Source organism: Leifsonia sp. L25 (assembly GCF_050632895.1).
Genome location: NZ_JBODRZ010000003.1, coordinates 987,878 through 1,012,063 on the forward strand (window position 1 = coordinate 987,878; position 24,186 = coordinate 1,012,063).

Consider the following 24,186-nt stretch of genomic DNA (forward strand, 5'->3'; position numbering starts at 1 on the left):
TATCTCGGGTCACGAGCCAAGAGCACTGTGGAGGGACGCAGGCCTGTCGCCTATGCGACTCGCGGAGGTGTTTCGTCGTGTGTCTGCACTAATTCCCCCCAATCCTCGGCGAGCGGAGTGTCCGATGCGGGTCGGAGTCAGGCTGTTCGCGTTTGACCGGGCGGTGGCGCGGTGCTCTCGCGGATGATGACGGTCGGCCGCTCGGATGAGAACTTGCGGACCTTGCCGCCGCTGATGACTGTCTCGAGCAGCATGTATGCGCGCGACCCCAGTCCGGCGAAGTCCTGGTCGACGGTAGTGAGGGGCGGTGTCCACATGCGGGCGAGCGGGTGGTCGTCGAAGCCGACGACGCTCACGTCCGCCGGCACCGCCTTGCCGCCGTCGACGAGGCCGCGGATGACGCCCATCGCGATCTCGTCGTTCCCGCAGAACACGGCGGTGACGGATGGGTCCGCGGCGAGCGCGAGCCCGACCTCCCGGCCGGACTCCGGTTCCCAGGAGGCGTCCACGGGAGCGGGGACGGGGGCTCCGTGCGCTACGAGGGCCCTGCGCCACCCTGTGGTGCGGCCGTCCTCCTTGCGCGACGGGGGCACCCGGACGTGCTGAACCGTCTGGTGCCCGAGGCCGAGCAGGTAGCCGACGACCTCCTCCGCGGCGTCCGCCTCGGCCAGCACCGCCTGCGGCACACCCGCTTCGCGGACGCCGGAGATCGACACGGTTGGGATCGACTTGGGGATGCGGTGCAGCGCCGCGACACCGGGAGGGTCGAACTTGAGGACCACGACGCCGGCGAGCGGCTGGTCCAGCACGAGTGAGACGGCCCGGGCGACTGTCTCGTCGTCTGCGGACTCCACCACGGTGATCGTGACCGTATAGCCCGCTGCACGCGCGCTCTCCTCGACACCGCGGATCGTCTCGGCGTAGCCGTAGCGGGAGGTGTTGCCTGCGATCACGGCGATGAGCTTGGGATGCCGGGCGACGAGGGCGCGCGCGGCGGCCGACGGCCGGAACTCGAGCTCCTGGATGGCCTGCATGACCTTGGCGCGCTTCTCCTCCGACACGTACGCCGCACCGTTGAGCACCCGCGACACGGTCGGCACGGACACCCCGGCCCGGCGCGCGACGTCGCTGATCACGGGCGGTTTCGGGGCGTTGTTCGACATTGTCCTCAGCATAGCGACGCACCCCCTCGCGAGGTCATCGGACGAGCGGCGCTGCTCACTTGACCGCGCCGCTGGTGATGCCGGAGATGATCTTGCGCTGCATCACCGTGAAGGTGATGAGCAGCGGAAGGCTCATCAGGATGATGTACGCGAAGATCAGGTGCCAGTTCTGCAGGTACAGGCCGGAGCTGGCGACCTGGTAGAGGTTCAGCGGCAGCGTGTCGAGCCGGCCGCCGACCACGAACAGCGCGTAGAAGACGTCGTTCCAGATGTAGAGGCAGATCAGGATGGTCGCCGTCGCGAGCGTCGGTCCGAGCAACGGCATGATCACCCGGAAGAAGACGCGGAGCGGGCCGGCGCCGTCGACGCGGGCGGCCTCCTCCAGCTCGACCGGGATGGTGCGGACGAAGCCGGTGACGAAGAAGATCACCGTGGACAGGTACATGCCCATGTAGACGCCGATCATGCCGACCGCCGTGCCTGCGAGGCCGATCTGACGCAGCAGCAGCACGATCGTGACGACCGCAGGCGGGAGGACGATGCCGCTGATGCCGAGCGCGTACACGAACGCGATCGGCTTGCTGCGGCGCCGGCCGAGGATCCAGGAGGCCATCGCCCCCAGCAGCAGCACCCCGAACACCGACGGCACCATGATCAGGAGACTGCCGAAGAACGCGGCGACCATCCGGCCCTGGTCGAGCACGGTCGCGAAGTTCTGCAGCAGGTGCCACGTGGTCGGGAGGGCGAGGCTGGGGTTCAGCGCCTCGGCCTGGTCCTTGCCGGCCGTGACGACGACGAGCCAGAACGGCACGCCGAGCAGCAGCACGACCAGCAGGATTGCGACGATCGGCTGGACGACGCGCGACGGCGTGATCCGGCGGCGACGCCGTGACGTGGTGAGGCTCACAGCACGTTCTCCCTTCTGCGCAGGAAGTAGATGACGGGGAAGGCGAGGACGGTGACCATCAGGAACAGGCTGAGGCTCATCGTGGTCGCCTGAGCGAACAGCCCCTGCCCGAAGGTGCGGAAGATGAAGATGTTCAGCAGCTCGGTGGTGCCGCCCGGGCCTCCCGCGGTCGTGGCCTGAACGATGTCGAAGCCGTTCATCGAACCGAGCAGCGCGGTGGCCACGTTGAAGGTGACCGCGGGTGCCAGCAGCGGGAAGCGGATGGTGCTGAAGGTTTTCCACCAGCTCGCGCCGTCGAGCCGCGCGGCCTCCAGGATGTCCTCGTTGATGGTCTTGAGCCCGGCGAGGTAGATGAGCATCGAGAGGCCCATCCACTTCCAGCCGTGGATGAGCGCCACGACGACGATGGTCCACGTGGTGCTGCCGAGCCACGCGACGGTGACGTGCTGCCCGGTGAAGAACGACAGGATCTGGTTGAGGCCGCCCTCGGGCTTCAACAGCGCCTGGAAGATGTAGCCGACGGCGAGCGCCGACATCACGACCGGCACGAAGAACGCGACGCGTGCGAACCGGTTGATTCGGGTGTCGCGCTCCAGCACCAGGGCGAGGACGAGCCCGAAGAGGTTCTGGAAGAGCGCGACCAGGACTGCGTAGATCAGCGTGATCCGCAGATCGTTGAGGAGGCTGCCGTTGCCGAACAGCGACATGAAGTTGTCGAAGCCGACGAAGTTGATCTGGCTGTGGAAGCTCGACCAGTCGGTGAACGCGTAGACGAAGTTGAAGATCGTGGGCACGAAGAAGAACACGACGAGCACGATCAGTGCGGGGACCAGGAACCAGGCCGGGTGGTCCTGGCGGCGGCCGCCTCGGCGGTTCTGGACCGTGCGCGCTGCCACGGTCGGCGCCGGCGCCGGCGGTGCGAGCTGTGCGGTCATCGGGTCATGCCTTTCTGGATTCGGGCGCCGGGGCGGCGGTCAGAACTGCGGTATGCAACTCGGGCCACCGCCCCGGCGTTCCGGGCCGGAGCTCCGGGCTAGAAGCCCTTCGCTCCCTGCGCCTTCGCGAGCTGGGCGAACTGGTCCTGGGTGGTCTGGGCCACCTGGACCGTCGTCTTCGTGCCCTGGATCATGTCGGCCAGGTTGAGGTACAGGTCGGGGTTCGCCACGGCGAGCGCCTGCATCGAGCCGACCGAGGAGTCGAGAGACTTGGCCACGTCCTGCAGCGCCGTCGGGACGTCGCTCGGGGTGTCGACGCCCTTGATGAGCGAGACGGTGGACTGCGCCTTCACGAAGTCCTTGTAGCCGTCGCCCAGCCAGTAGCTGAGGAACTGGCGGGCCGCGGCCTCCCGCTTGGTGTCACCGGTCTTGAAGGCGACGAGGGCATTGGACTGGTCCGGGATGAACGTTCCGACGTTTCCGGTGGGCGAGATCGGGAAGAAGCCGATCTTCTTGTTCAGGTCGGCGGTGTTGGAGGTCGCCTGCAGCTCGCCGAAGAACGAGTTGACCTGCATGACCATCGCCGCCTTGCCGTCCAGGAGCGCCTTGCCCTGGTCGACGAATGTCGCCGTCTTGATGTCGGAGTTGAACAGCCCTTCCTGGATCAGCTTCTGGTAGTTGTCGATCGCGCCCTGGATGGTCGGGTCGGTGAACTTCTCGGTGTTGGAGTTCACCTTGTCCCACAGACCGCTCTTGGCGGCGTCGGCGAGCTGCGCCTGCACCCACCACTGGGTGGCCCACTTGTCGCCGCCCATCTCGTAGAACGGGTCGACGCCCTTGGCCTTGAGCGCCTGCGCGTCGGCGATGAACTCGTCCCAGTTCTTCGGCGTCGCGGTGATGCCGTTGGCCGAGAGGACGTCCTTGTTGTAGTACACGCCGATCACGGCGGGGGTGGTGACGAGCGCGGCGTAGCGGGTTTTGTTCAGGATGCCCGTCATGCTGCCGAGGTTGCCCGTGTAGTTCTTCACCCATGGCGCGCCCTCGAGCGACTGCAGGTTCTGCGTCGCGTTGAGTGCCGTGAGCTCGGAGGCGGTGGGCTGCCAGAACGCGAGGTCGGGCTTGTCACCCGTCGCGACCTTGGTCTGCACGCCCTGCTCGTAGGGGTCGGGGATCGTGACGACCTTGACCTTCGCGCCGGTGAGCTTCTCGAAGCCCGAGATGACGCTGTCGGCGGTCTTGTTGGAGTTCTGGGCGGCCCAGATGGTCAGGTTCACGCCGTCGAGCTTCGTGTCCTGGGCCGGCCAAGTGGCGGCGCCGCTGCCGGAGCCTCCCGAGCCGGGGTCGCTGCATCCGCTGAGGGCCAACGCCGCGGCGGCCGCGATGGCCGCGACGGTCGCGGCTCCCTTCCAAGCGATCTTCATTGAACTGCTCTCCTTGATATGTCGTAGCGAGATTAACGCCACTGGGTTCGAGTTGCGGAATGTGTTGCGGTCGGCGACGGCGCACCGGGGGCGGTGCCGTCGACGACCTGGAGGCGGAGGACTCGTGCGCCTGCCTCATCGGCAGGGCCGGCGACGCGCAGTCGTCCGGTTTCCGCGTCCCAGTGGGTGCTCCACTCGGGTAGTGAACGCGGAAAGATCGTGGTGACCGTGAGGTCGGAGCCGGCGAACCGGCGGAGGTCGAGTTCGACCGGACCTGCGGACGGGTCGCGGTTCCAGACGGTGAGGAGCGCGCTCTGGCCGGGATGGTCACTGTCCACGGCGAGCCCCAGCGCGGTCCACGGCGCATCCCAGGTCGGGACGCCGAGCGGCCAGAACGGAGCGGAGGCGAGCAGGTCGCCGCGCAGGGACTTCGCTACGGCCACGGCGTCGGCGACGAGGTCCAGCCTCGGCCGGTCCATGTGCGCGAGGTGCCCCGACACGTAGAAGCGGCCGAGCAGGCCGGTGGCGAGGCAGAAGGCCGCCTCCTCGTCGGTCATCTCGGGCTGCGGGTACGCCCAGCTCGCCGCCTGCTCCGGGAGGATGGAGGCCGGCGCGGCGGCCGCGATCGGCGGGTACTTGAGGAAGTCCTGCTGGTCGGACGTCGACTGCATCTGGGCGCGGGACAGCATCGCGAAGTCGGCGCGCATCGCACCGGAGCCGCAGTTCTCGAGCACGAGGGTCGGGTGGCGGTCGAGCACGCCCTCCAGCCACGCGAGGTGGGCGCGGTTGTGGGCGAGCAGGCCGGCGCCGACGCTGTCGGCGTCGCGGTCGGTCCCGGGGCCGGGGTTGATGTTGTAGTCCAGCTTGAAGAAGCCGATGCCGAAGTCACGGACCAGGCGGTCGACCACCTCGTCGAGGTGGGCGCGGGCGGCGGGGTGGCGCAGGTCGAGGTGGTAGCGGTGGTGCTCGACCACGCGCTTGCCGCCCCGCTGCAGGAAGGCGTCGTCCGGCAGCCTGCCGGCCATCGGGCTGTTCACGCCGATGACCTCGGGCTCCAGCCAGAGCCCCGGCACCATCCCTGCGTCGCGGATGCGGTCGATGACCTCCACGAGGCCGCCGGGGAAGCGCGTCGTGCTCGGCGTCCACTCCCCCACCGTGTCCCACCACTCGCCGCTGTCGTCGTACCAGCCGGCGTCGATGCAGAAGATCTCGGCGCCTACCGCGGCGGCCGCGTCGATCAGCGGGAGCAGCTTGTCGGTGGTGGGGTCGCCATTGAGCGTGTTCATGTAGTCGTTGAAGACGACCGGCATCGCGGTGTTGTCCGGGTGCGCACGGCGGGCGCCGCGACGGTAGGCCGTGAGCTGCGCGATCGCGGCGGTGAAGTCGGTCGAGAGGGCGAGCGCGACCGGGACGGTGGTGAAGGTGTCGCCGGAACGCAGGACCTGGGTCCACTGGTGGTCGGTGTCGGCCGGCCCGGAGAGTGCGACGTAGCCGCTGGCCGTGTCCTCGCCGATCTCCCAGCGCCAGGCGCCGTTGTGCTCGATCTGCCACGCCCAGGCTGCGCCGAGCCGGGCGGAGCCGACGGCCGCGACCGGGAGGTGCTTGCCCGTCGACCAGGTGCCTGTCGAGGTGACGCTGAACTCGCCCCGCGGGTTGTGGTTGGTCAGGTGCTGCTCGAGGCGCGGGAAGCGGACGCCGTTGAGCGGTTCGGTGATCCAGCGGCCCTCGCCGAGCCAGTCGCTCAAGGCGTGGTGGACGTCCCAGTCGCGGATGCTGCTGGAGGCGTCGCCGCCGAGGTAGAGCGCGAGGGACGGGATGGAGCGGAGGACCAGGTCTTCGTCGCCGCGGTTGACGACGGTGACCTCGGAACGCAGCACGGCGAGTCCGACGGGGAGCCTCAGCAGCAGCTCGATCTCGAGCCCGGTGCCGTCGTGCCGCATCCGGAGGCGCAGCTCGCGGCCGGCGGCGGTGGTCCGTTCCTCGTGTCCGGTGTAGCGGGACTCGTGACCGATCACCGTGTGGACCAGCCGGTCGTTGGCGAGCGAGTGCCCGTGGCACACCGTCAGCACGTCGACGAGCGGGAGTCCGGCCGGCATCTCCAGGCGCAACCCGGGAGCGGCGACCGCCGCGATGCGCGGGGCGGAGTCGGCCGACCATTCGAGTTCGACGGTCAGCGTTCCGTTGCCCCAGCTCAGGCGGTCGGTCATCGGGTTCCTCTTCTTCGCGGATGCGGTGCCACGCCGGTCGTTCCCGGTGCGGCGCTGGATTCATGATAGCGGTATCAGAAGCAATTGCAAGCATCAATCTGATAGCGCTATCAGCCAGGCGGATATTGGGTTCCTCCCCTCTTGCGAGGGTAGACGATATCGCTATCATGATAGCGGTTTCACATTTGCGTGCATGCTCTGCCGATGAAGTGTCGCTGTGAACGGAGCCGTCCATCCATCCCGTACGAAGGAGTACTGCTTTGACCGCACAACCCGCCCTGCGCTCTCGCCGCCGGGCATTACCGCCCGCGATCGCCGCCTCCGCCGGCCTCGCCCTCATGGTCGGCTGCCTCGTGGCCGCACCGGCTTCCGCCGCCCCGACCGACCCGCTCTCCGTCGACTTCTCGCAGACCACCGGCGCCTTCCGCGGCGGCGCGACCGGGACGCTCTACGGCCTCGGCGACGACGGAGTGCCCAGCCAGGCGGTGCTCGACGGGGCGCACATCACCAACACCTCGCAGAAGCCGCCGCAGGGCGCGCAGCACCCCAGCGGCGACGCCCTCCAGGTCGAGAAGTCGTTCTTCGCCGGCGGCGGTCAGGACCTCTACGTGTACGTGCAGGACATGTACCCGGACTGGCCGTACAACGGCGGCAAGCGCCCGGGCGACGCGAACAGCGACGGCATCTGGGACTACCTCCCGGTCCTCAAGCAGGCCGTGGAGGACGTCGCCATCAAGTCGCAGGACCCGTCGAAGTATGTGTTCATCCCGTTCAACGAGCCGGACGGCGGCAACTGGTACCCGAACTGGTCGACGCAGAAGGACCAGTTCCTCGCCGACTGGACGGCCGCCTACGACACCATCCAGAGCGTCTACGCCGAACACGGCCTCGGGCACGCCCGCGTCGGCGGACCCGGCGACTCCGTCTGGCACGCCGACCGCAGCGCCGACTTCCTCTCCTACGCGAAGCAGCACTCCGAGCTGCCGGATGTGTTCATCTGGCACGAGCTCGGCACGAACAACCTCGCGACGTTCCGCAGCCACCACGACGCCTACACGGCCTTGCTGACGCAGCTCGGCATCGAGCCCATCCCGGTGAACATCACCGAGTACGGGATGCTGCGCGACATGAGCGTCCCGGGCCAGCTCGTGCAGTGGATCTCGATGTTCGAGAGCGAGAAGGTCGACGCCCAGACCGCCTTCTGGAACTACGCCGGCAACCTGTCCGACAACTCGTCGCGCAACAACGGCGCCAACGGCGGCTGGTGGATGTTCGACTGGTACGGCTCCCTCGCCGGGTCGAAGACCGCGACGGTCACTCCGCCGCACCTGAACACCCCGGACAGTCTCCAAGGGCTCGCCGCCATCGACGCGGCGAACCGCAAGGCGACGGTGCTGTTCGGCGGCGGGTCCGCCGACGTCGCGCTCGACGTGAAGGGCCTCGACGTCTCCACCTTCGGCAAGACCGTGCAGGTGCAGGTGCGCGCCGACCGCCTGAACGGCGCGGAGGGCGCGTCGCTGCAGCCGCCGGTGGTCCTGTCCACGACCGCGAAGATCCAGAAGGGCGAGCTCCTGCTCACCGTGCCGAACAGCGACCGGTACTCGGCCTATCAGCTCGAGATCACGCCGCAGTCGACCGACCCGCAGCCGGTCTCCGGCGCCCTGGTGAACAGCACGGAGGCCGAGAACGCGACCATCGCGAACGCGACCGTCTACAACCAGGACCCGTCGCGGGAGTGGTCGTTCATGGCCTCCGGAGGTCGCGACGTCGGCTCGTTCAACAACGCGGGCTCGTCCGCGACCTGGAACGTGACCGCCCCGACGACCGGCGACTACCGTCTCTCGGTGCTCGCCGGAGCGAACCAGGCTCCGGGCCAGCACGCGCTGTTCGTCGACGGCACGTACAACCAGTTGGTGAAGTACTCGGCCGACCTCGGCTGGACCTACCGCGGCACAACGGATGTCACCCTCCACCTCACGGCCGGCACGCACGCAGTGTCGCTGCGTGCAAGCAAGGACGGCGCCACCGTGCTCCCCGGCGCCGACATCACCCTCGACCGGTTCGACCTGTACGACGTGACCGGCGGCGAGCGGGCCGTGTACCCGGCCGTGGACGCGAGCCTCGCCGGCGGCGCCGCCCTGTCGTGGCAGCAACCAGCAGCGCGCGGCTACGCGACGGTGTCGGGCGACGCGAGCGCCACCTTCTACGCGACCACGGCGGAGACCGGCTACTACGACGTCACCGTGCACTCGGCGACGAGCGGAGGCGGCGCGACCCTCGCGCTGTCGGTGAACGGCCGCACGGTCGCCCTCCCGGCCACCACCGGTCCTGGCACGTTCGACTCGACCGCGCGTGTGTACCTCCCGCAGGGCGTCAACGAGCTGACCGTGCGCGCGACCGCCGGCAGTGCCCTCATCGGCGGCGTCTCCACGCTCCGCGGCGCGGCGCAGAAGGCGTCGGACGCCGACCCGGGCGCCGTGTTCCACAGCGAGGCGGAGTCGCTGCCGCGCTCGGGCGCGGCCCGCGTGCAGACCGAGCCGGCGAACTCCAACGGGTCGGCGGACGCGCAGGGAGTCGTACGCGACGTCGGCTACATCGGAAACGGGGCGGCCAACACGCTCAACGTCCCGCGCCCAGCGGGCTTCGGCGCCGGCGACTACCAGCTGGTGATCGCCGCAGCCAACGCCGACAAGTCCGCCGCGATCAACTACAACCCGCAGGTGATCAGCCGCTTCCTCGACATCGCTGAGGCCGGTGCCGGAACGGTGCGGGCGGCGTTCCGGCACGACTACTCGTGGAGCAGCTACTGGGACAAGACCGTGCCCCTCACGCTGACCACGGACGGCGGCGCCCTCACCTTGGGCAACGCGACCGCCTACGGCCCCAACATCGACACGATCACGCTCGCGCGCTTCGTGACGGGGGCGCCGGCGACGGTGAAGGTGCAGACCGGGCTAGGCATGAGCAGGTAAGCGCGCTTCTGCCCGATCTGCGGGCGCGTCGTCGTCGCACGGACAAGCGGAATGCGACGACGACGCGCCGTCATGTCTCCGAGGTCGATTCAATGTGGTGATTCGTAGCTGCAGCGACTAGTGCTGAGGGCGTGGGATTCGAACTCTATCCGGAGCCCTTGAACGGTGCAGCACGAGCTGAAGATCCGCCGAAATTCCGCCTTTTCTAACCCCGTTCGACAAGCTACGACCCCAACTGACCCCGCTCGTTTGTGCGCAGAATGTGCGCAAATTGGAGGGGTACAACGCGACGAGGCCTTGTGATGTCTCAAGACATCGGTAACAGTTAGCGGGTTGTGCGTGGGACGGACACGAGGATCAACAGGGCTCATCCTCAGACAATGGAGAGAAGTGTCACCACCAAGACAGCCCGAAGCGTCACCGATCTATTGAGGCAGAAGTGTCACCTATGTCCTGAGACATGACATGAGAAAACGGCGGCTGTTCAACAGCCGCCGTTCTCAGTGTTTTCAAGCTATGTAGCGAGGGCGGGACTCGAACCCGCGACACCACGATTATGAGCCGTGTGCTCGTATGGGACGCTGTTTGCAGTGGCTCCGGTCCGCGGAATCCGCGGAAAATCAACGATTTCCGATGACCCGGCGTGGCCCCAATCACATGAATATGAACGCAAGTGTGTCCAAAATGTGTCCACGTCCGGCACCCGTGTCAGCGCTCGTCAGTGTGATGTCTCAGGACATCTCTGACGTTTCTGCATCAGGACATCTCTGACAAAGGATGTATCAGGACATCTCTGACACTCCCCGGTTCTTGCGTGGCCCACGGGGTCCGCGGGGGTTGCCGCTGCCGACGTATTTGGTCCCCGGAGCCGGCCAGGGATACTCGGCCAGGAGGGTGCCGACGGCGTCGAAGATCAGCAGCCGGTCGTCTTCCTCGACCCGATAGGCGATCGCTCCGGCAAGGGTGCGGCTGACCTGGAACTTGGCGCCGCGGGCATAGACGGTGCCGTTGTCGTGGATCCGCGTCATCCGTATCCCGTCATCCCCGGCCGGGGCAGCCGGCTGCGGGATCGGGCGTGGTGGTTCGACCACCGGTGTCGCCATCCAAGCCGTCGCCGGGGTGACCCGACCGGGGAGCCCTTGGTGCGGGCGCTCGGTGTTATAGATCAGATCGAACGCGTCGACCTGGCCCTGCAACTGCTCGAGCGTGGCAGCCATCGGTTGCTTGTCGAGGAAGCGGAACAGGGTCTGATGGAAGCGCTCGATGCTCCTATGTTCGTCAAGTGCCGATTTGGGGCAGGTTGGCGTAGATCTCTCGAGCGATGTATCGCTTCAGGCAGCGGATGATTTCGCGTTTGGTGCGACCCTCGGCGCTGCGGCGTTCGACGTAGGCGAGCGTGGGTTCGTGTCGGCGCATTCGGACGATCGCGACGATGTAGAGGGCGCTGTTCGCGGCGCGGTCTCCGCTGCGGGAGAGCCGGTGTCGTCCGGTGGTTCGGCCGCTGGAGGCGGGTTGTGGGGCGACGCCGCAGAGCTTGGCGAAGGCTGCCTCGTTCTTGATGCGGTTGGCGTTGTCGCCGGCGGTGACTAAGAACTGGGCGGCGACTTCGACGCCGACTCCGTGTAAGGCGACGAGGTCGGGAGCGGTCTGGTTGACGAGGTCCGCGATCTGTGTGCTGAGCCGTTTGGCCTCGTCGTCCAGGGTCTTCCAGCGTCGTGCGAGGTCGCGGAGGGCGAGCTTCGTGCCGGCCAGGTGCAGACGAGCAGGATCCGACAACAGCGAGAGAAGATTCTCTGTCTCAGGTCGTAGGTGGAGGCATCGGTTCACCAGTGTGCGCTTGGTCAGATCGACGAGCTCGTCGCGCAGCTGCGAGGGCGCGCCGATCATCACGCCGAACAGGGCGTTGAAGGCCTGGGTGCGTGCCTTGACCGCGCCAGAGCGCGCGACCCGCAGGGTGCGGATCACCTCGATCGCGCCGGACTTGCTCTTGGGAACAGCGGTGGAGGTCTCGCCGAGCACTGCGCGGGCGATCTGCTCGGCGTCCAGGCGATCGGACTTGCCGTCCATCCGCCTTGCGATCCGGTTGGGCCGGTTCACTTCGATGACGTGTTCACCGCTTCTCGTCAGCTCGCGGGCGAGCGCGGCGCCGAACGAGCCGGTGCTTTCCACCCCGATAGAGGCGAGGCTGCCGTAGCTGCGCATCCAGGACCGAAGAGCGTCGTAGCCGGGTCCGGTGGCGGGGAACTCGTGGTGGCCGAGCAGCCGACCATGATCATCGATGGCGGCGGCGTAGTGGGTGTGCTTGTGAGTGTCGACTCCGCCGATGACCGTGACATCGGTCAATTCAATTGTCATGCTGGAGGTGCTCCTTCCGTGCGCGCTGGTTGAACGGACGGGGCGAGCCGGTCGGGCGGGTCGACAGAACTGTGATGGGGCTTCTAGTCCAAGCTCCTATCAGGTCAGATCCGGTCGGCCGGCGCGCTCCTGGATACTGCGCCGGCCCCGGTCGACAAATCGAACGAAGGACACCATGGTCAGTTCTTGGCCTGAGTCAGACCGAGACCGTCGCAGCACCATGACAAGTCTTCACAATTCTTGCCTTGCGTGGTCGGTTTATAGGGTTTGCCGGTGATCGGCTCCACCCCGAGCGAACGCAGATAAGCGACCAGCTGCCCGAGCACTCCTCGCCGGGACGGGTTCAGCGCGGCCCCGTTGTCGGAGAGCAGCCGTTGCGGGACGCCGTGGGCAGCGATGCCTTTGCTGACCACGGCGATAGCGCCCTCGGAAGTCTCACCCCAGGACACGTGGGAGGCGATCGCGAGCCGGGAGTGGTCGTCGATGAGCTGGAAGATCACGCATTTGCGACCACCCGTGAGAACGTATTCGGTGGCGTCGAGCTGCCAGCACGCGTTCGGCGCCGGATAGACGAACCGACGATAGGACGCCCGGGGCTTCTTCCTCGGCTCAATCTTTGCGACACCCTGCTCGCGGAAGATCCGCGACAGAGAGGCGGTCGAGGGCACCGGTTCCATCCCGAGCGAGCGCATCTTCTCGTGAACACTGATCGGGCCGTGATCGAGTCCGGAGGCCTCCAACGCGGCGCGGACTCCGATCGCTCGTTGGACGACCGCGTCGGCGATCTGCGATGGGCTGCTGCGCGGGCGTCTCGACCGCGGCTCCAACGCAGCCGCCTGCCCATCCTCCGCTGCCCGTTTCCGAATCGCGTAGAACGTCTTCCGCGCGATCCCGTGCTCGGCGCAGAACGTGGTGATCGACCCGCGCGGCGCATCATCAGGCCACTGAGCAATCGCGAGACGGACACGAGGATCAACAGGGTCAACACGGCTCATCCCTCAAACATTGAGGGCAAGTGTCAGGACCAAACCCCGCCGAAACGTCAGAGCTCTATTGATGCAGCTTCGTCAGAGATGTCCTGATGGATCACAGTCAGCGCTCGTCAGGAATTGAGCACTTTCGCTCGTGAGGAATTGAGCACTTCGTTGTGTGGTTAGTTTGCCGCGTTTTCGGCGCGGACGGAGGGTAGCGTCTCGATCTCGGTGTTTCGGAGTCGATAGCTGGAGCCCTTCAGTGTGACGACTTCGGCGTGGTGGACGATGCGGTCGATCATGGCCGCGGCGACGACTTGGTCGGAGAAGACGTCGCCCCAGCGGGCGAAGGGCATGTTGCTGGTCAGGATCAACGACGCGTGTTCGTAACGGGATGAGACGAGTTGGAAGAACAAGTTCGCGGCGTCCTGCTCGATCGGGATGTAGCCGACCTCGTCGACGATGATCAGCCCGTAACGGCGCAGCTTGGCCAGCTCAGCGCCGAGCTTGCCAACCGTGTGGGCGGCTTGCAGGCGGGTTACCCATTCGGTTGCGGTGCCGAACAGAACCCGGTGACCCAGGTGGGCGGCTCTGATCCCGAGCGCGATCGCCAGGTGTGTCTTGCCAGTCCCGGGCGGACCGATCAGGACGACGTTCTGCCCGCCCGCGAGAAAAGCCCCGCCGGCCAGGTGCAAGATCGTGTCGCGCTTCAGCGCGGGTTGGTGATCGAACACGTAGTCCTCGATCGTCTTGCGGGCGGGGAACCCGGCCGCCCGGATCCGCAGATCCGATCCGGAGGAGTCCCGGGCCGAAACCTCCCGATCCAGGACGGCAGCTAAGTATTCCTCGTGGGACCACCCGGCGTCGCGGGCCTGCTCGGCCAGCCGGGCAGCGTGCTCCTGGATGCGCGGCGCCTTCAGCGCCCGGGCGAGATGGTCGATCTGCTTGATCGCGGTGCTAGTCATGCGGTGTGCTCTTCCTGGTCGAGGGTGATGCCGAAGAAGGCGTCGTAGTCGGCCAGATCCCGCAGGATCCCGGCATCCTCGATCGTCTTCGGCCACGGTTGCTGGAACGCGACCCGCAGCCGGCCGGCGCTGCTGACGTGTTCGGGGTCGGTGATCCGTCCGGCGCGTCCCCAGCTGCGGGGATGGTCGGCGACCAGCCGACCGGCGAGACGCGCTTGGACCCGCTCCAAGTCGGCGCTGACATCGACCATCCGATCGATCGCCGCCGGGTCGACGGAGTAGTCATTGCCGAGCACGGGCGTGTAGTAGTCCCGGCCGACCCGGATCCGGTTGCGGAACCCGGCCTGCGGGTCCAACGGCGGCAACGCCAGCATCGACCTCCGGTCCAGCTCGATCAGCTGAGTCGGCCGGGTCTGGAGCGATCGGACCGTTCGTTGATTCGCTCTGGTCAGCCAGGTCGCCAGCTGGGCGTTGAAGTCGTCGGGGTGCTCGAACTGGCGGCCAGGCATGAACGAGGTCTCCAGGAACTGGTTCGCTCGTTCGACGATGCCCTTGGACTCCGGATCGAAGGGCTTGAGCTGAACAATCCGAGTGGCCAGCGTCCCGCAGAACCCGGTGACGCCCTCCGCGAGATGGTTGCGGCGGCCAATGCCGGCCTCGTTATCCCAGATCAGTCGTCGGGGAACGGCGCCCAGCTGCCCACTCAGCAGCGACCACATGCCGGCCAGCAGGTCCGGTGTCTTGCGGGTGGGTAGCATCCGGGCGGTGATGAACCGTGAATACGAGGCGACCATCACCAGCACCGGGAAGGACGCCCATTGGCCGGTCCCAGTCGGAATCCGCGCTGGCGGGAACCAGAGATCGCACTGGACCTGGTCGCCCGGGGAGTAGTCCAGCCGGTCGGCTGGGTCCTTCGGTGAATACTCCGGCCGCAGCAGGGCGACCCGTTTCCGGAACCACGACGGCGACCCTGCCCAACCGACTCGTTCGGCGATCACCGTCGCCGGCATCGTCGGGAACTCGGCCAGCAGCGACCGGACCCGCGGCTCGAGCTCGTCGAACGCCGACGGTCTCGGCGGCTGCTGATAGGTCGGCGGCGCTGGCGAGGCCAACGCCCTCGCCACCGTGTTCCGCGACAGCCCGAGCTGTCTGGCGATCTGCGCCTTCGGCACTCCCTCTGCCAAGTGCAGCCGCCGAATCAAGGCCCAATGCTCCAAGGTGATCACCCGTCCAATCTGGATCAGGTGCTCAATTCCTCACGAGCGTTTCTGCTCAATTCCTAACGAGCGCCGACAACCCGGGAGTACGTTGTGCAACTGTGATGTCTCAAGACATCGGTAACAGTTCTGCCTCAGGACATCGGTAACAGTTCATGTCTCAGGACATCGGTAACAGTTAGCGGATTGTGCGTGGCCCACGGGGTCCTCGGGGATTGCCGCTGCCGACATACTTGGTCCCGGATGCCGGCCATGGATATTCGGCTAGGAGGGTGCCGTGTGCGTCGAAGATCAATAGCCGGTCGTCTTCCTCGAGCCGATAAGCGATCTGGCCGGCGAGGGTGCGGCTGACTTGGAACTTGGTGCCGCGAGCATAGACGGTGCCGTTGGTCTGGATCCGCGTCTCCCACGGGCCCTCCTTGTCCCCGATCGGCGCCGCAGGTTGAGCAGGCGGGCGTGGTGGTTCGACCACCGGTGTCGCCATCCAAGCCGTCGCCGGGGTGACCCGACCGGGGAGCCCTTGGTGCGGGCGTTCGGTGTTATAGATCAGATCGAACGCGTCGACCTGGCCCTGCAACTGCTCGAGCGTGGCAGCCATCGGTTGCTTGTCGAGGAAGCGGAACAGGGTCTGGTGGAAGCGCTCGATGCTCCTATGTTCGTCAAGTGCCGATTTGGGGCAGGTTGGCGTAGATCTCTCGAGCGATGTATCGCTTCAGGCAGCGGATGATTTCGCGTTTGGTGCGACCCTCGGCGCTGCGGCGTTCGACGTAGGCGAGCGTGGGTTCGTGTCGGCGCATTCGGACGATCGCGACGATGTAGAGGGCGCTGTTCGCGGCGCGGTCTCCGCTGCGGGAGAGCCGGTGTCGTCCGGTGGTTCGGCCGCTGGAGGCGGGTTGTGGGGCGACGCCGCAGAGCTTGGCGAAGGCTGCCTCGTTCTTGATGCGGTTGGCGTTGTCGCCGGCGGTGACTAAGAACTGGGCGGCGACTTCGACGCCGACTCCGTGTAAGGCGACGAGGTCGGGAGCGGTCTGGTTGACGAGGTCCGCGATCTGTGTGCTGAGCCGTTTGGCCTCGTCGTCCAGGGTCTTCCAGCGTCGTGCGAGGTCGCGGAGGGCGAGCTTCGTGCCGGCCAGGTGCAGACGAGCAGGATCCGACAACAGCGAGAGAAGATTCTCTGTCTCAGGTCGTAGGTGGAGGCATCGGTTCACCAGTGTGCGCTTGGTCAGATCGACGAGCTCGTCGCGCAGCTGCGAGGGCGCGCCGATCATCACGCCGAACAGGGCGTTGAAGGCCTGGGTGCGTGCCTTGACCGCGCCAGAGCGCGCGACCCGCAGGGTGCGGATCACCTCGATCGCGCCGGACTTGCTCTTGGGAACAGCGGTGGAGGTCTCGCCGAGCACTGCGCGGGCGATCTGCTCGGCGTCCAGGCGATCGGACTTGCCGTCCATCCGCCTTGCGATCCGGTTGGGCCGGTTCACTTCGATGACGTGTTCACCGCTTCTCGTCAGCTCGCGGGCGAGCGCGGCGCCGAACGAGCCGGTGCTTTCCACCCCGATAGAGGCGAGGCTGCCGTAGCTGCGCATCCAGGACCGAAGAGCGTCGTAGCCGGGTCCGGTGGCGGGGAACTCGTGGTGGCCGAGCAGCCGACCATGATCATCGATGGCGGCGGCGTAGTGGGTGTGCTTGTGAGTGTCGACTCCGCCGATGACCGTGACATCGGTCAATTCAATTGTCATGCTGGAGGTGCTCCTTCCGTGCGCGCTGGTTGAACGGACGGGGCGAGCCGGTCGGGCGGGTCGACAGAACTGTGATGGGGCTTCTAGTCCAAGCTCCTATCAGGTCAGATCCGGTCGGCCGGCGCGCTCCTGGATACTGCGCCGGCCCCGGTCGACAAATCGAACGAAGGACACCATGGTCAGTTCTTGGCCTGAGTCAGACCGAGACCGTCGCAGCACCATGACAAGTCTTCACAATTCTTGCCTTGCGTGGTCGGTTTATAGGGTTTGCCGGTGATCGGCTCCACCCCGAGCGAACGCAGATAAGCGACCAGCTGCCCGAGCACTCCTCGCCGGGACGGGTTCAGCGCGGCCCCGTTGTCGGAGAGCAGCCGTTGCGGGACGCCGTGGGCAGCGATGCCTTTGCTGACCACGGCGATAGCGCCCTCGGAAGTCTCACCCCAGGAGACATGGGAGGCGACCGCGAGCCGGGAGTGGTCGTCGATCAGCTGGAAGATCACGCACTTGCGACCACCGGTGAGGACATACTCGGTCGCGTCCAACTGCCAGCACGCGTTCGGCGCCGGATAGACGAACCGACGATACGATGCCCGCGGCTTCTTCCTCGGCTCCAGCCTGGCCACGCCCGCATCGCGGAAGATCCGCGCCAGCGACGAGACCGCCGGCACCGGCTCCATCCCCAGCGCCCGCATCTTCTCGTGAACACTGATCGGCCCATGGTCGAGTCCGGAGGCCTCCAACGCCGCCCGGACGGCGACCGCCTGAGCCTTCACCTCATCCGACAACCTGTTCGGGCTCGCCGCCGGTCGACGGGTCCGCGGCTCAAGTGCCGCTGCCTGCCCCTCCAGGCGCGCTCTCTTGCGGATCGCATAGAACGTCTTCCGCGCGATCCCTTGCTCCAGACAGAACGTCGTCACCGCTCCCCGCGGCGCATCATCAGGCCACTGAGCAATCGCAAGACGGACACGAGGATCAACAGGATCAACAGCGCTCATCCCTCAAACAATGGAGAGAAGTGTCACCACCAAGACAGCCCGAACTGTCACCGATCTATTGAGGCAGAAGCGTTACCGATGTCCTGAGACATGACAAGTACGTTGTGCAACTGACGGAGGCTTATGACAGCGGGTCCTGTGTTTTCTGCTTGAGTCGCTCGTAGGAGTTTGGCCTGCGAGGGCTCCGTGTGGTCGATCGTAGTTGTAGTAGTCCTCCCATTGTTGGAGGCGGTCGTTGAAGAGGTTGACGTCGTCGATCACCTGGCCCTCGAGGAGTCGGTAGAACTCCTCCGCATCGATCCGGTGGGAGCGCTCGACCTTGCCGTTCAGGCGTGGGGTGGCGGGTCTGATGCGGATGTGGTCGATGCCTTTGTCCAGCAGGTGCCAGTGGAAGGATTGGCCGAACTCGCTGCCGTTGTCGGTTTGGACTTTCTCGACCTTGAACGGGAGTTTGGAGAGGACGTGGTCGATGAAGCGGATCGCGGTCTTCTGATCGTGGGTCGGGTAGGCCTTCAGCACGCGCAGGCGGGTGCAGTCATCGATGGCCGTGTATTGGTAGTAGCGCTTCTTCTTGCCGGTCTGGCCCAGCGGCTCGATGAACTTCACATCCACCTGCAGGGCGTGGCCCGGGCGCTGCTTCTCGTAGCGTTTCCACCGGATCTCGCGCCGTTTGTAACGCTGCGAGGCGGGGAGGCGGTTCAGGCCCACCTTCTTCAGGATCCGCCAGACCCCCGAGGCGCTGATCGTGATGTCGTGATACCGCTTCAGATACATCGTGATCTTCTCCGGCCCGAAGTGATACTGCTGGTGCAGCCAGAGGATCTTCTCGATCACCTCCGCATCGGTCGCCGTCGGGGAATGGTGCGGGGCGCTGGAGCGATCCTTCAGCCCCTCGAACCCTTCCGCCTCATAGCGTTTCAGCCAGTGGTAGTACGCCTGCCGACTCACGCCGTAGTAGCGGCAGCTCGCGGCGATGTTCCCGCTGACTTCCTCAACATGCCGCAGCAGAGCAAGCTTGTGATTCGCCCGCCGTTCAATGGCCCGCTGGGCCGAGGCGGAGAGTGATCTGGTCATGAAGTCTTCCTCCCAACTGGAAGACCCGACTGTCAACAACCTCCGTCAGTTTTATACACCCGGGAGTACGTCACGCATATAAAACTGACGACGGCTAGCGCCTACCGGGAGGCGGTGCCTCGCGAGGGGTGCAGCGTCGGCGCGCAATGGTGCGACAAGCGCACTGCGGGAGGCGGGATAGTCGCCATGGGCCCTCAGGTCGCGTCGTCCGCCGGCTCCGACCTCCCATTGCCCGATCAGACCGGCTCGACCCCGAAGGCGCGAGCCAGCTTGTCGATCTTCTGTGCACGGCCGAGACGAGGGAGGTCGCTGCCGTCGCGTACCTCCCGCCCCCGCGCCTCGAAGTCTGCGAGGAAGTCCCGCGCCCAGGTCACATCGGACTGAGTCGGAGAAATGACCTCGTTGATCACCGGCAGCTGGTCCCTGTCGAGGCAGAGCTTGCCCGTCATTCCCAGCGCCACGGACACGGCGGACTGCTCGCGCAGGACGGGGTGGCTGGAGCTCACGGTGGGACCGTCTATCGGACCCGGTAGGCGCCCGATCCGTGACGCGACAACGAGTCGCGACCGTGGGTAGGCCATGGCCATCTCGTCGGCACTGGTGCCGGTGTCCCGACGATAATCGCCGCTGCCGAAGGCCAGCCGGACGGCCCCGCGCGCGCGAGCGATCGAAACGGCCTCCTCGATGCCCAGTGCCGACTCGACCAGAGCCAGCACCGGAGTGGAGGCGCCCAGCCGGTCGAAGGTCTCCGTTACGTGGGCCGCCGACACCGTCTTGGCAAGCATCACACCGCGCAGCCCGGGGAGCCCCTTCAACTCGTCCACGTCTTCACTCCAGAACGTCGTGGTCCGGTCGTTGATGCGCACCCATCCGGATCCGCCCCCGGAAAGCCAGGTCACCACGTCGGCACGCGCGGCCGCCTTCAGGCTCGGGTCGACGGCATCTTCGATGTCCAGCACGATCTGATCTGCTCGCGATCGGTGGGCCTCGTCGAACTCGTCGGCGCGACGACCGGAAACCAAGAGCCAGGAACGGGCGATCTCGGCGGGGACGCGCTCGCTGACGCCGGATCGATCCGACGGGGCGGCCGTGGGCATGGTCATGATCGTGAACTCTTCTCTCTCAGGGCAACGATCCGGAAGCGAAGCGGCGGATCGCCCGCGCGGTGCCTCTGCCGAACAGTCACGTCCGGCGGACTTCCATCGCGATGACGGTCGATCCGACCGACTGGATGCGCACTGTCCCTCGGTCGCCGAAGCGGACGAACACCTCGCGGAAGTCGGCGTCTGTCGCGGGCAGCGCGACGAGTCGGCCCGCGAGAGTCAAGCAGAGTACCGGGAGGCCTCCGGTACCGATTCGATCGGGCAGATCGGTCCAGCGGTGCGCTGCTACCCGGCGTGTGATCTCGTCGGGAATCGGAAGCACCCGGAGGTGATCGCGATAGGGAGCCTGCGCCACGGTCCTCGCGAGTTGTTCGAGGTCGTGCAGCATTCGTGTCGGATCGGAGTCATCGAGTGTGACGGCCGTTGTTTCGGGATGCATCAGGATGTCGGACCAGCCACCGGGCGCGGCCGGCGATGGGGCGTCCGACGGTGTCACCCGGACCTGGATCGGCCGGCGCCGGTCAACAACGGGTTCTTCGCCCGAATGGGTGAGGAACATCTCGGGTGGGTTCGAGGAGTCGACCTGGGCGATGCGTGCGAGCGCAGTGATGGACTCCACTGCGTGCGCGGCCCCTGTCGGCATCCGGACCTGCCAGCCGTTCGTCGCTGGGAGGACCCGGATGCCGCGGACGCGGGACAGCCGCTCCGCACCCCTCGCGACGAGGGTTGCGGAGCGGCTACCGGCCAACCATGGCCACGACCAATCCTTGAGAACGTAGTTGCCGCATGCTCCACACACGTGGGGTTCCCTTTCCGGTCGGACGTGGCTTCGGTCGTTCCCGCGCGTGTGCTACTCGGCCGCGAGGGCCGACTCTAGGGCAGCGTCCTCAGCGCGGGTGACGTTGGGAACATCCTTTCGGCATCCCATGATCAGCAGGCCGGATGCCACCGTCCCGAGGGCTCCGACGACGAACGCGGCGGTGCTGATGTCTGCACCGCCCGACAGCATCGTCGTGATGATGATGCCACCGACCACGGCGCCGATCTGACCGAGAGCGTTGACGAAGGTGGTCCCGGTGGCGCGCGACTTCGTGTCGAACGAGTCGGCCATGAAGTAGAGGAGCGCGCTGTAGGCGCCGATCTGGAAGAACAGGCCGAGACTCATGAAGAGGACCACCATGACGGCGCCCTGGGCAAGGGTGGTCATGATCGCGAAGCATGCGCCCCCGAGAATCCAGGCCACGGCGATGACGTTCCGACGGCTCAGGCGGTCGCCGAGCCAGCCATGGAACACGTAGCCGACGAAGGCGACGATGTTCGACAGGATCAGGATGATGAGCGCGTTGTTCAGGGTGACGTGCTTGCCCTCCGTGAGAACCGTCGTGCCGAGAATGCTGAATGTGAGCGTCCCGAACCAGTTCAGGAAGAACGCCAGCGAGAGGAAGATGGTGTTCTTGCGCTTTCCCCGGGCGAAGATCGCGACCAGGGGCGTGCGCTCCTGCTCGATCGGGACGTTGTAGACGGCCGCCAGTTCGTCGGCCCCCCGCCGATCGCCGCTCTTGACCAGGCCGCGGATGCGCTGCTGCACCTGGAACTGCGGGGTCTCCTTCATTCGCATGCGCATGATGATGAGGAGTATCGCCGGGAACGTGGCAACGAGGAAGCTGCCGCGCCACCCGATGGTCGGGAGGCAGATCGCCGCGAGCGCCGCGGCCAGCAGAACACCCACAGGCCACCCGCCCTGCACGATGCTGTAGAGGAAACCGCGGTTGCGCTTGATGAACCGGTCGTCGGTGACGTCGTAGACCTCATTGAGATACGTGGCGTTGATCGCCTGCTCGCTGTACCCGAGGCCCGCGATGCTCCGGACGCCGATCAGGTACAGCGGAGCGAATGTCAGCGCTGTCGCGACGGATGCGACCGCCGTTCCACCGATGGTGAGCATCATGCCTCGCCGGCGTCCGATCCTGTCGGAGATGAGGCCGAGCAGGATGGCGACCACGAAGGTGCCGACCGACACCCAGGTGTTGATCGCCGTACTCGTGGCCGCCGACCAGCCGAAGTCCTTCGCCATCGCGGGCAGCATCGTGCCGAAGAGGACGAAGTCGTAGACCGCGAACGTCCAGGCGAAGAACGCCAGGACGGTGGCGAACCGCGCATCTTTGGGGGTGATGACGTTCGGCTTCCACTGCGCTGTGTTCGCTGGCGATGTCATGCTGTTACTTCCTTCCAGGGGTTCTTGTTGTCGTAGTCGTCCGCCATCTCGTCGAAGGTGGCCCACCGGATCCCGTCATGGGAGTTGATGTGTTCGATCAGCCGCTCGAGCATGAGCAGAACCTGGGGGCGCCCAGAGACGTCCGGGTGGATCGTGAACGTGAAGGTCGCCTGCTCGTTCTCGCGGTATACCCAGTCGAACTGGTCCCGCCAGATCTCTTCGAGGTGGCGCGGATTGACGAAGCCGTGACTGTTGGGCGAGCTCTTGATGAACATCATCGGAGGCAGGTCGTCCAGGTACCAGTTGGCCGGGATCTCGATCAGCCTCGTCTCTTCGCCTCGCCGCAGCGGCTTCATCCACGTCTCCGCGGGCTGCGAGTAGTCGATGGGCGTCCAGGAGTCCCCCACGCGAACCCGGTAAGGGTGGAAGTCGTTGTGCATCAGCGAGTGGTCGTACTTGATGCCTCGCTCGAGCAGCAGCTCATTCGTCACGCGAGAGAACTCCCACCACGGCGCGACATAACCGGTGGGCCGGCGGTTCGTGACGCCCTGGATCAGGTCGATGCAGCGGTCCAGAACCGCCGTCTCCTGCTCGCGGCTCATAGCGATCGGGTTCTCGTGGCTGTACCCGTGGATGCCGATCTCGTGGCCTTCGTCAACGATCCGCCGGAACTGATCCGGGAACGTCTCGATGGAGTGACCGGGCACGAACCATGTGGTCGGGATCTCGTATCTCTTGAACAGATCGAGCAGCCGCGGCACTCCGACTTCACCGGCGAACATTCCGCGTGAAATGTCGTCGGGCGAGTCTTGGCCCCCGTAGGAGCCCAGCCAGCCGGCGACGGCGTCGACATCGACTCCGAATCCGACCAGGATCTCTTTTGCCATAGGAATTCCTCCGTTACTTCTTGTCTGCGCGGGTGGGGGTGAGAAAGTGCGTGAGTGCGGCCCTCGCCGACTCCGGCGAGTCCGCGGTGCCGAGCGCAGCCATCACGAGGATGCGCAGCTGGGGTGCCCGATAGAGCCCGCCGAGCACCGCGCCGGCGCGGACGAGTTCGGCACCGCCGCCGTCGCCGTAGATCCCCGCTGGGCGCCCGGCAGGGACGCGCGAGGTCAGGACAATGGGCATACCTGCTGCGAGCAACGGGACGAGCGCCTGCGCCACAGGCCGACCGGGATTGCCCGCGCCCATGCCCTCGATGACCAATCCGGCGGCCCCCGCGGCGACCACCGCATCGAGGGCCACGGTGTCCCCTCCGGGGTAGCACGAGACGATGTCGACGCGGGGCAGGGCATCGGCGGTCAACCGCGTCGCCGAGAAGAGCGGGTGACGGGCCGGCCGGCGATTGATGACCGCCTCGCCGCCCAAGACGCTCCCGACCGGGCCGAACGGCGAATCGAATGCGGCGCTGCAAAGTGTGCGGGCCTTCCTCGTCCCGGGCACGGCCCAGATCTCACCGTCGAAGACGATCAGCACCCCCAGGCCGCGACTGCGCTCGTCGGCCGCCACGATGACAGAGTGCTGGAGGTTGCGGGCCCCGTCCGGCGCCGGGTCGTCGGATGAACGTTGCGCTCCGGTCAGGATCACGGGCTTGGTCGAGTCCAGGAAAAGGCTCAGGAAGAAGCCGGTCTCCTCCATGGTGTCGGTGCCGTGGGGGATGACGCATCCGCAGACCTCGGGGTCGCGCACCACCTGCTGCACTCGATCGAGGATGTGCGCCATGTCGGCCGGTGCGAAATTGAAGCTGTTGAGCTGGAACAGCTGCTCAACCTGCACCTCGACGCCTGCCGGGATGGTCACCGCGCGGAGCAGGTCGCTGCCTGGAACAGCGGCGACCGCATCACCCTCGGCGTTGTGCGCGCTGGCGATCGTGCCGCCCGTCGCGAAAACCACGACCTTCTTCACCCGAATACCTCTTTGTGTTTCTGGTTACGTTAGCCAAACGATTGG

18 protein-coding genes and 2 pseudogenes are annotated in these 24,186 nt (G+C 66.4%); 1 reads left to right on the top strand and 19 read right to left on the bottom strand.

Annotated elements, in window-relative coordinates:
• Positions 1-137: 137 nt before the first annotated feature.
• The 5 genes from ACRAWC_RS08655 to ACRAWC_RS08675 all read right to left on the bottom strand — a co-directional run bounded on the left by ACRAWC_RS08655 (position 138) and on the right by ACRAWC_RS08675 (position 6,633).
• Positions 138-1,163, bottom strand: a complete 1,026-nt coding sequence (locus ACRAWC_RS08655; protein WP_431347361.1) for a LacI family DNA-binding transcriptional regulator — start codon at positions 1,161-1,163, stop codon at positions 138-140.
• Between the two features lie 55 nt (positions 1,164-1,218).
• The gene (locus ACRAWC_RS08660; RefSeq protein ID WP_431347362.1) at positions 1,219-2,070 is read right to left on the bottom strand and encodes a carbohydrate ABC transporter permease; all 852 of its coding nucleotides are present in this window, start codon (positions 2,068-2,070) and stop codon (positions 1,219-1,221) included.
• Entirely contained in the window at positions 2,067-3,005 is a 939-nt protein-coding gene (locus tag ACRAWC_RS08665; protein ID WP_431347363.1) for a carbohydrate ABC transporter permease, read from the bottom strand. The genes ACRAWC_RS08660 and ACRAWC_RS08665 overlap by 4 nt, the downstream gene beginning before the upstream one ends.
• Before the next feature lie 98 nt (positions 3,006-3,103).
• Positions 3,104-4,426, bottom strand: a complete 1,323-nt coding sequence (locus ACRAWC_RS08670) for an ABC transporter substrate-binding protein (RefSeq protein WP_431347364.1) — start codon at positions 4,424-4,426, stop codon at positions 3,104-3,106.
• A 32-nt stretch (positions 4,427-4,458) separates the two neighbouring features.
• Positions 4,459-6,633 (bottom strand): glycoside hydrolase family 36 protein, encoded by a 2,175-nt coding sequence (locus ACRAWC_RS08675; protein WP_431347365.1) that lies wholly within the window; start codon positions 6,631-6,633, stop codon positions 4,459-4,461.
• A 260-nt stretch (positions 6,634-6,893) separates the two neighbouring features.
• Between ACRAWC_RS08675 and ACRAWC_RS08680 the strand changes: the two genes are divergently transcribed.
• Positions 6,894-9,605: a CBM35 domain-containing protein gene (locus ACRAWC_RS08680; RefSeq protein ID WP_431347366.1), complete on the top strand. Its 2,712-nt coding sequence runs from the start codon at positions 6,894-6,896 to the stop codon at positions 9,603-9,605.
• Positions 9,606-10,387: 782 nt separating this feature from the next.
• On the opposite strand, the gene ACRAWC_RS08685 is transcribed toward ACRAWC_RS08680, so the two are convergent.
• From ACRAWC_RS08685 to ACRAWC_RS08750, 14 genes and pseudogenes are all read right to left on the bottom strand, one after another.
• On the bottom strand, positions 10,388-10,870 hold the full coding sequence (locus tag ACRAWC_RS08685) for an integrase core domain-containing protein (RefSeq protein WP_431349400.1): 483 nt from the start codon (positions 10,868-10,870) through the stop codon (positions 10,388-10,390).
• A gap of 13 nt (positions 10,871-10,883) precedes the next feature.
• Positions 10,884-11,960 carry an IS110 family transposase gene (locus ACRAWC_RS08690; RefSeq protein WP_431346400.1) on the bottom strand — a complete coding sequence of 359 codons (1,077 nt, stop codon included), beginning with the start codon at positions 11,958-11,960 and terminating at the stop codon, positions 10,884-10,886.
• 236 nt (positions 11,961-12,196) lie between these two features.
• Positions 12,197-12,955: pseudogene (locus ACRAWC_RS08695) on the bottom strand (DDE-type integrase/transposase/recombinase); the annotation flags it as partial.
• A 158-nt stretch (positions 12,956-13,113) separates the two neighbouring features.
• Positions 13,114-13,896 (bottom strand): IS21-like element helper ATPase IstB, encoded by a 783-nt coding sequence (istB, locus tag ACRAWC_RS08700; RefSeq protein WP_407792078.1) that lies wholly within the window; start codon positions 13,894-13,896, stop codon positions 13,114-13,116.
• The gene (gene istA / locus ACRAWC_RS08705; RefSeq protein ID WP_407792084.1) at positions 13,893-15,113 is read right to left on the bottom strand and encodes an IS21 family transposase; all 1,221 of its coding nucleotides are present in this window, start codon (positions 15,111-15,113) and stop codon (positions 13,893-13,895) included. The genes istB and istA overlap by 4 nt, the downstream gene beginning before the upstream one ends.
• 178 nt (positions 15,114-15,291) lie before the next feature.
• Complete coding sequence (locus tag ACRAWC_RS08710; RefSeq protein ID WP_431349401.1) at positions 15,292-15,759, bottom strand: integrase core domain-containing protein; 468 nt, start codon at positions 15,757-15,759, stop codon at positions 15,292-15,294.
• 13 nt (positions 15,760-15,772) lie between these two features.
• A complete protein-coding gene (locus tag ACRAWC_RS08715; protein ID WP_431346400.1) occupies positions 15,773-16,849 on the bottom strand; it encodes an IS110 family transposase in 1,077 nt (358 codons plus the stop codon).
• 236 nt (positions 16,850-17,085) lie between these two features.
• A pseudogene (locus tag ACRAWC_RS08720) lies at positions 17,086-17,844 on the bottom strand (DDE-type integrase/transposase/recombinase); the annotation flags it as partial.
• Between the two features lie 72 nt (positions 17,845-17,916).
• Positions 17,917-18,918: an IS481 family transposase gene (locus tag ACRAWC_RS08725; protein WP_431347367.1), complete on the bottom strand. Its 1,002-nt coding sequence runs from the start codon at positions 18,916-18,918 to the stop codon at positions 17,917-17,919.
• Between the two features lie 236 nt (positions 18,919-19,154).
• Positions 19,155-20,021, bottom strand: coding sequence for an HpcH/HpaI aldolase/citrate lyase family protein (locus ACRAWC_RS08730; RefSeq protein WP_431347368.1), 867 nt, complete (start codon positions 20,019-20,021; stop codon positions 19,155-19,157).
• A gap of 79 nt (positions 20,022-20,100) precedes the next feature.
• The gene (locus tag ACRAWC_RS08735; RefSeq protein ID WP_431347369.1) at positions 20,101-20,580 is read right to left on the bottom strand and encodes a hypothetical protein; all 480 of its coding nucleotides are present in this window, start codon (positions 20,578-20,580) and stop codon (positions 20,101-20,103) included.
• Positions 20,581-20,871: 291 nt separating this feature from the next.
• The gene (locus tag ACRAWC_RS08740) at positions 20,872-22,236 is read right to left on the bottom strand and encodes an MFS transporter (protein ID WP_431347370.1); all 1,365 of its coding nucleotides are present in this window, start codon (positions 22,234-22,236) and stop codon (positions 20,872-20,874) included.
• A complete protein-coding gene (locus tag ACRAWC_RS08745) occupies positions 22,233-23,123 on the bottom strand; it encodes a polysaccharide deacetylase family protein (protein ID WP_431347371.1) in 891 nt (296 codons plus the stop codon). Before ACRAWC_RS08745 ends, ACRAWC_RS08740 begins: the two co-directional genes overlap by 4 nt.
• Positions 23,124-23,136: 13 nt before the next feature.
• Positions 23,137-24,141: an asparaginase gene (locus ACRAWC_RS08750; RefSeq protein WP_431347372.1), complete on the bottom strand. Its 1,005-nt coding sequence runs from the start codon at positions 24,139-24,141 to the stop codon at positions 23,137-23,139.
• Positions 24,142-24,186: the final 45 nt, after the last annotated feature.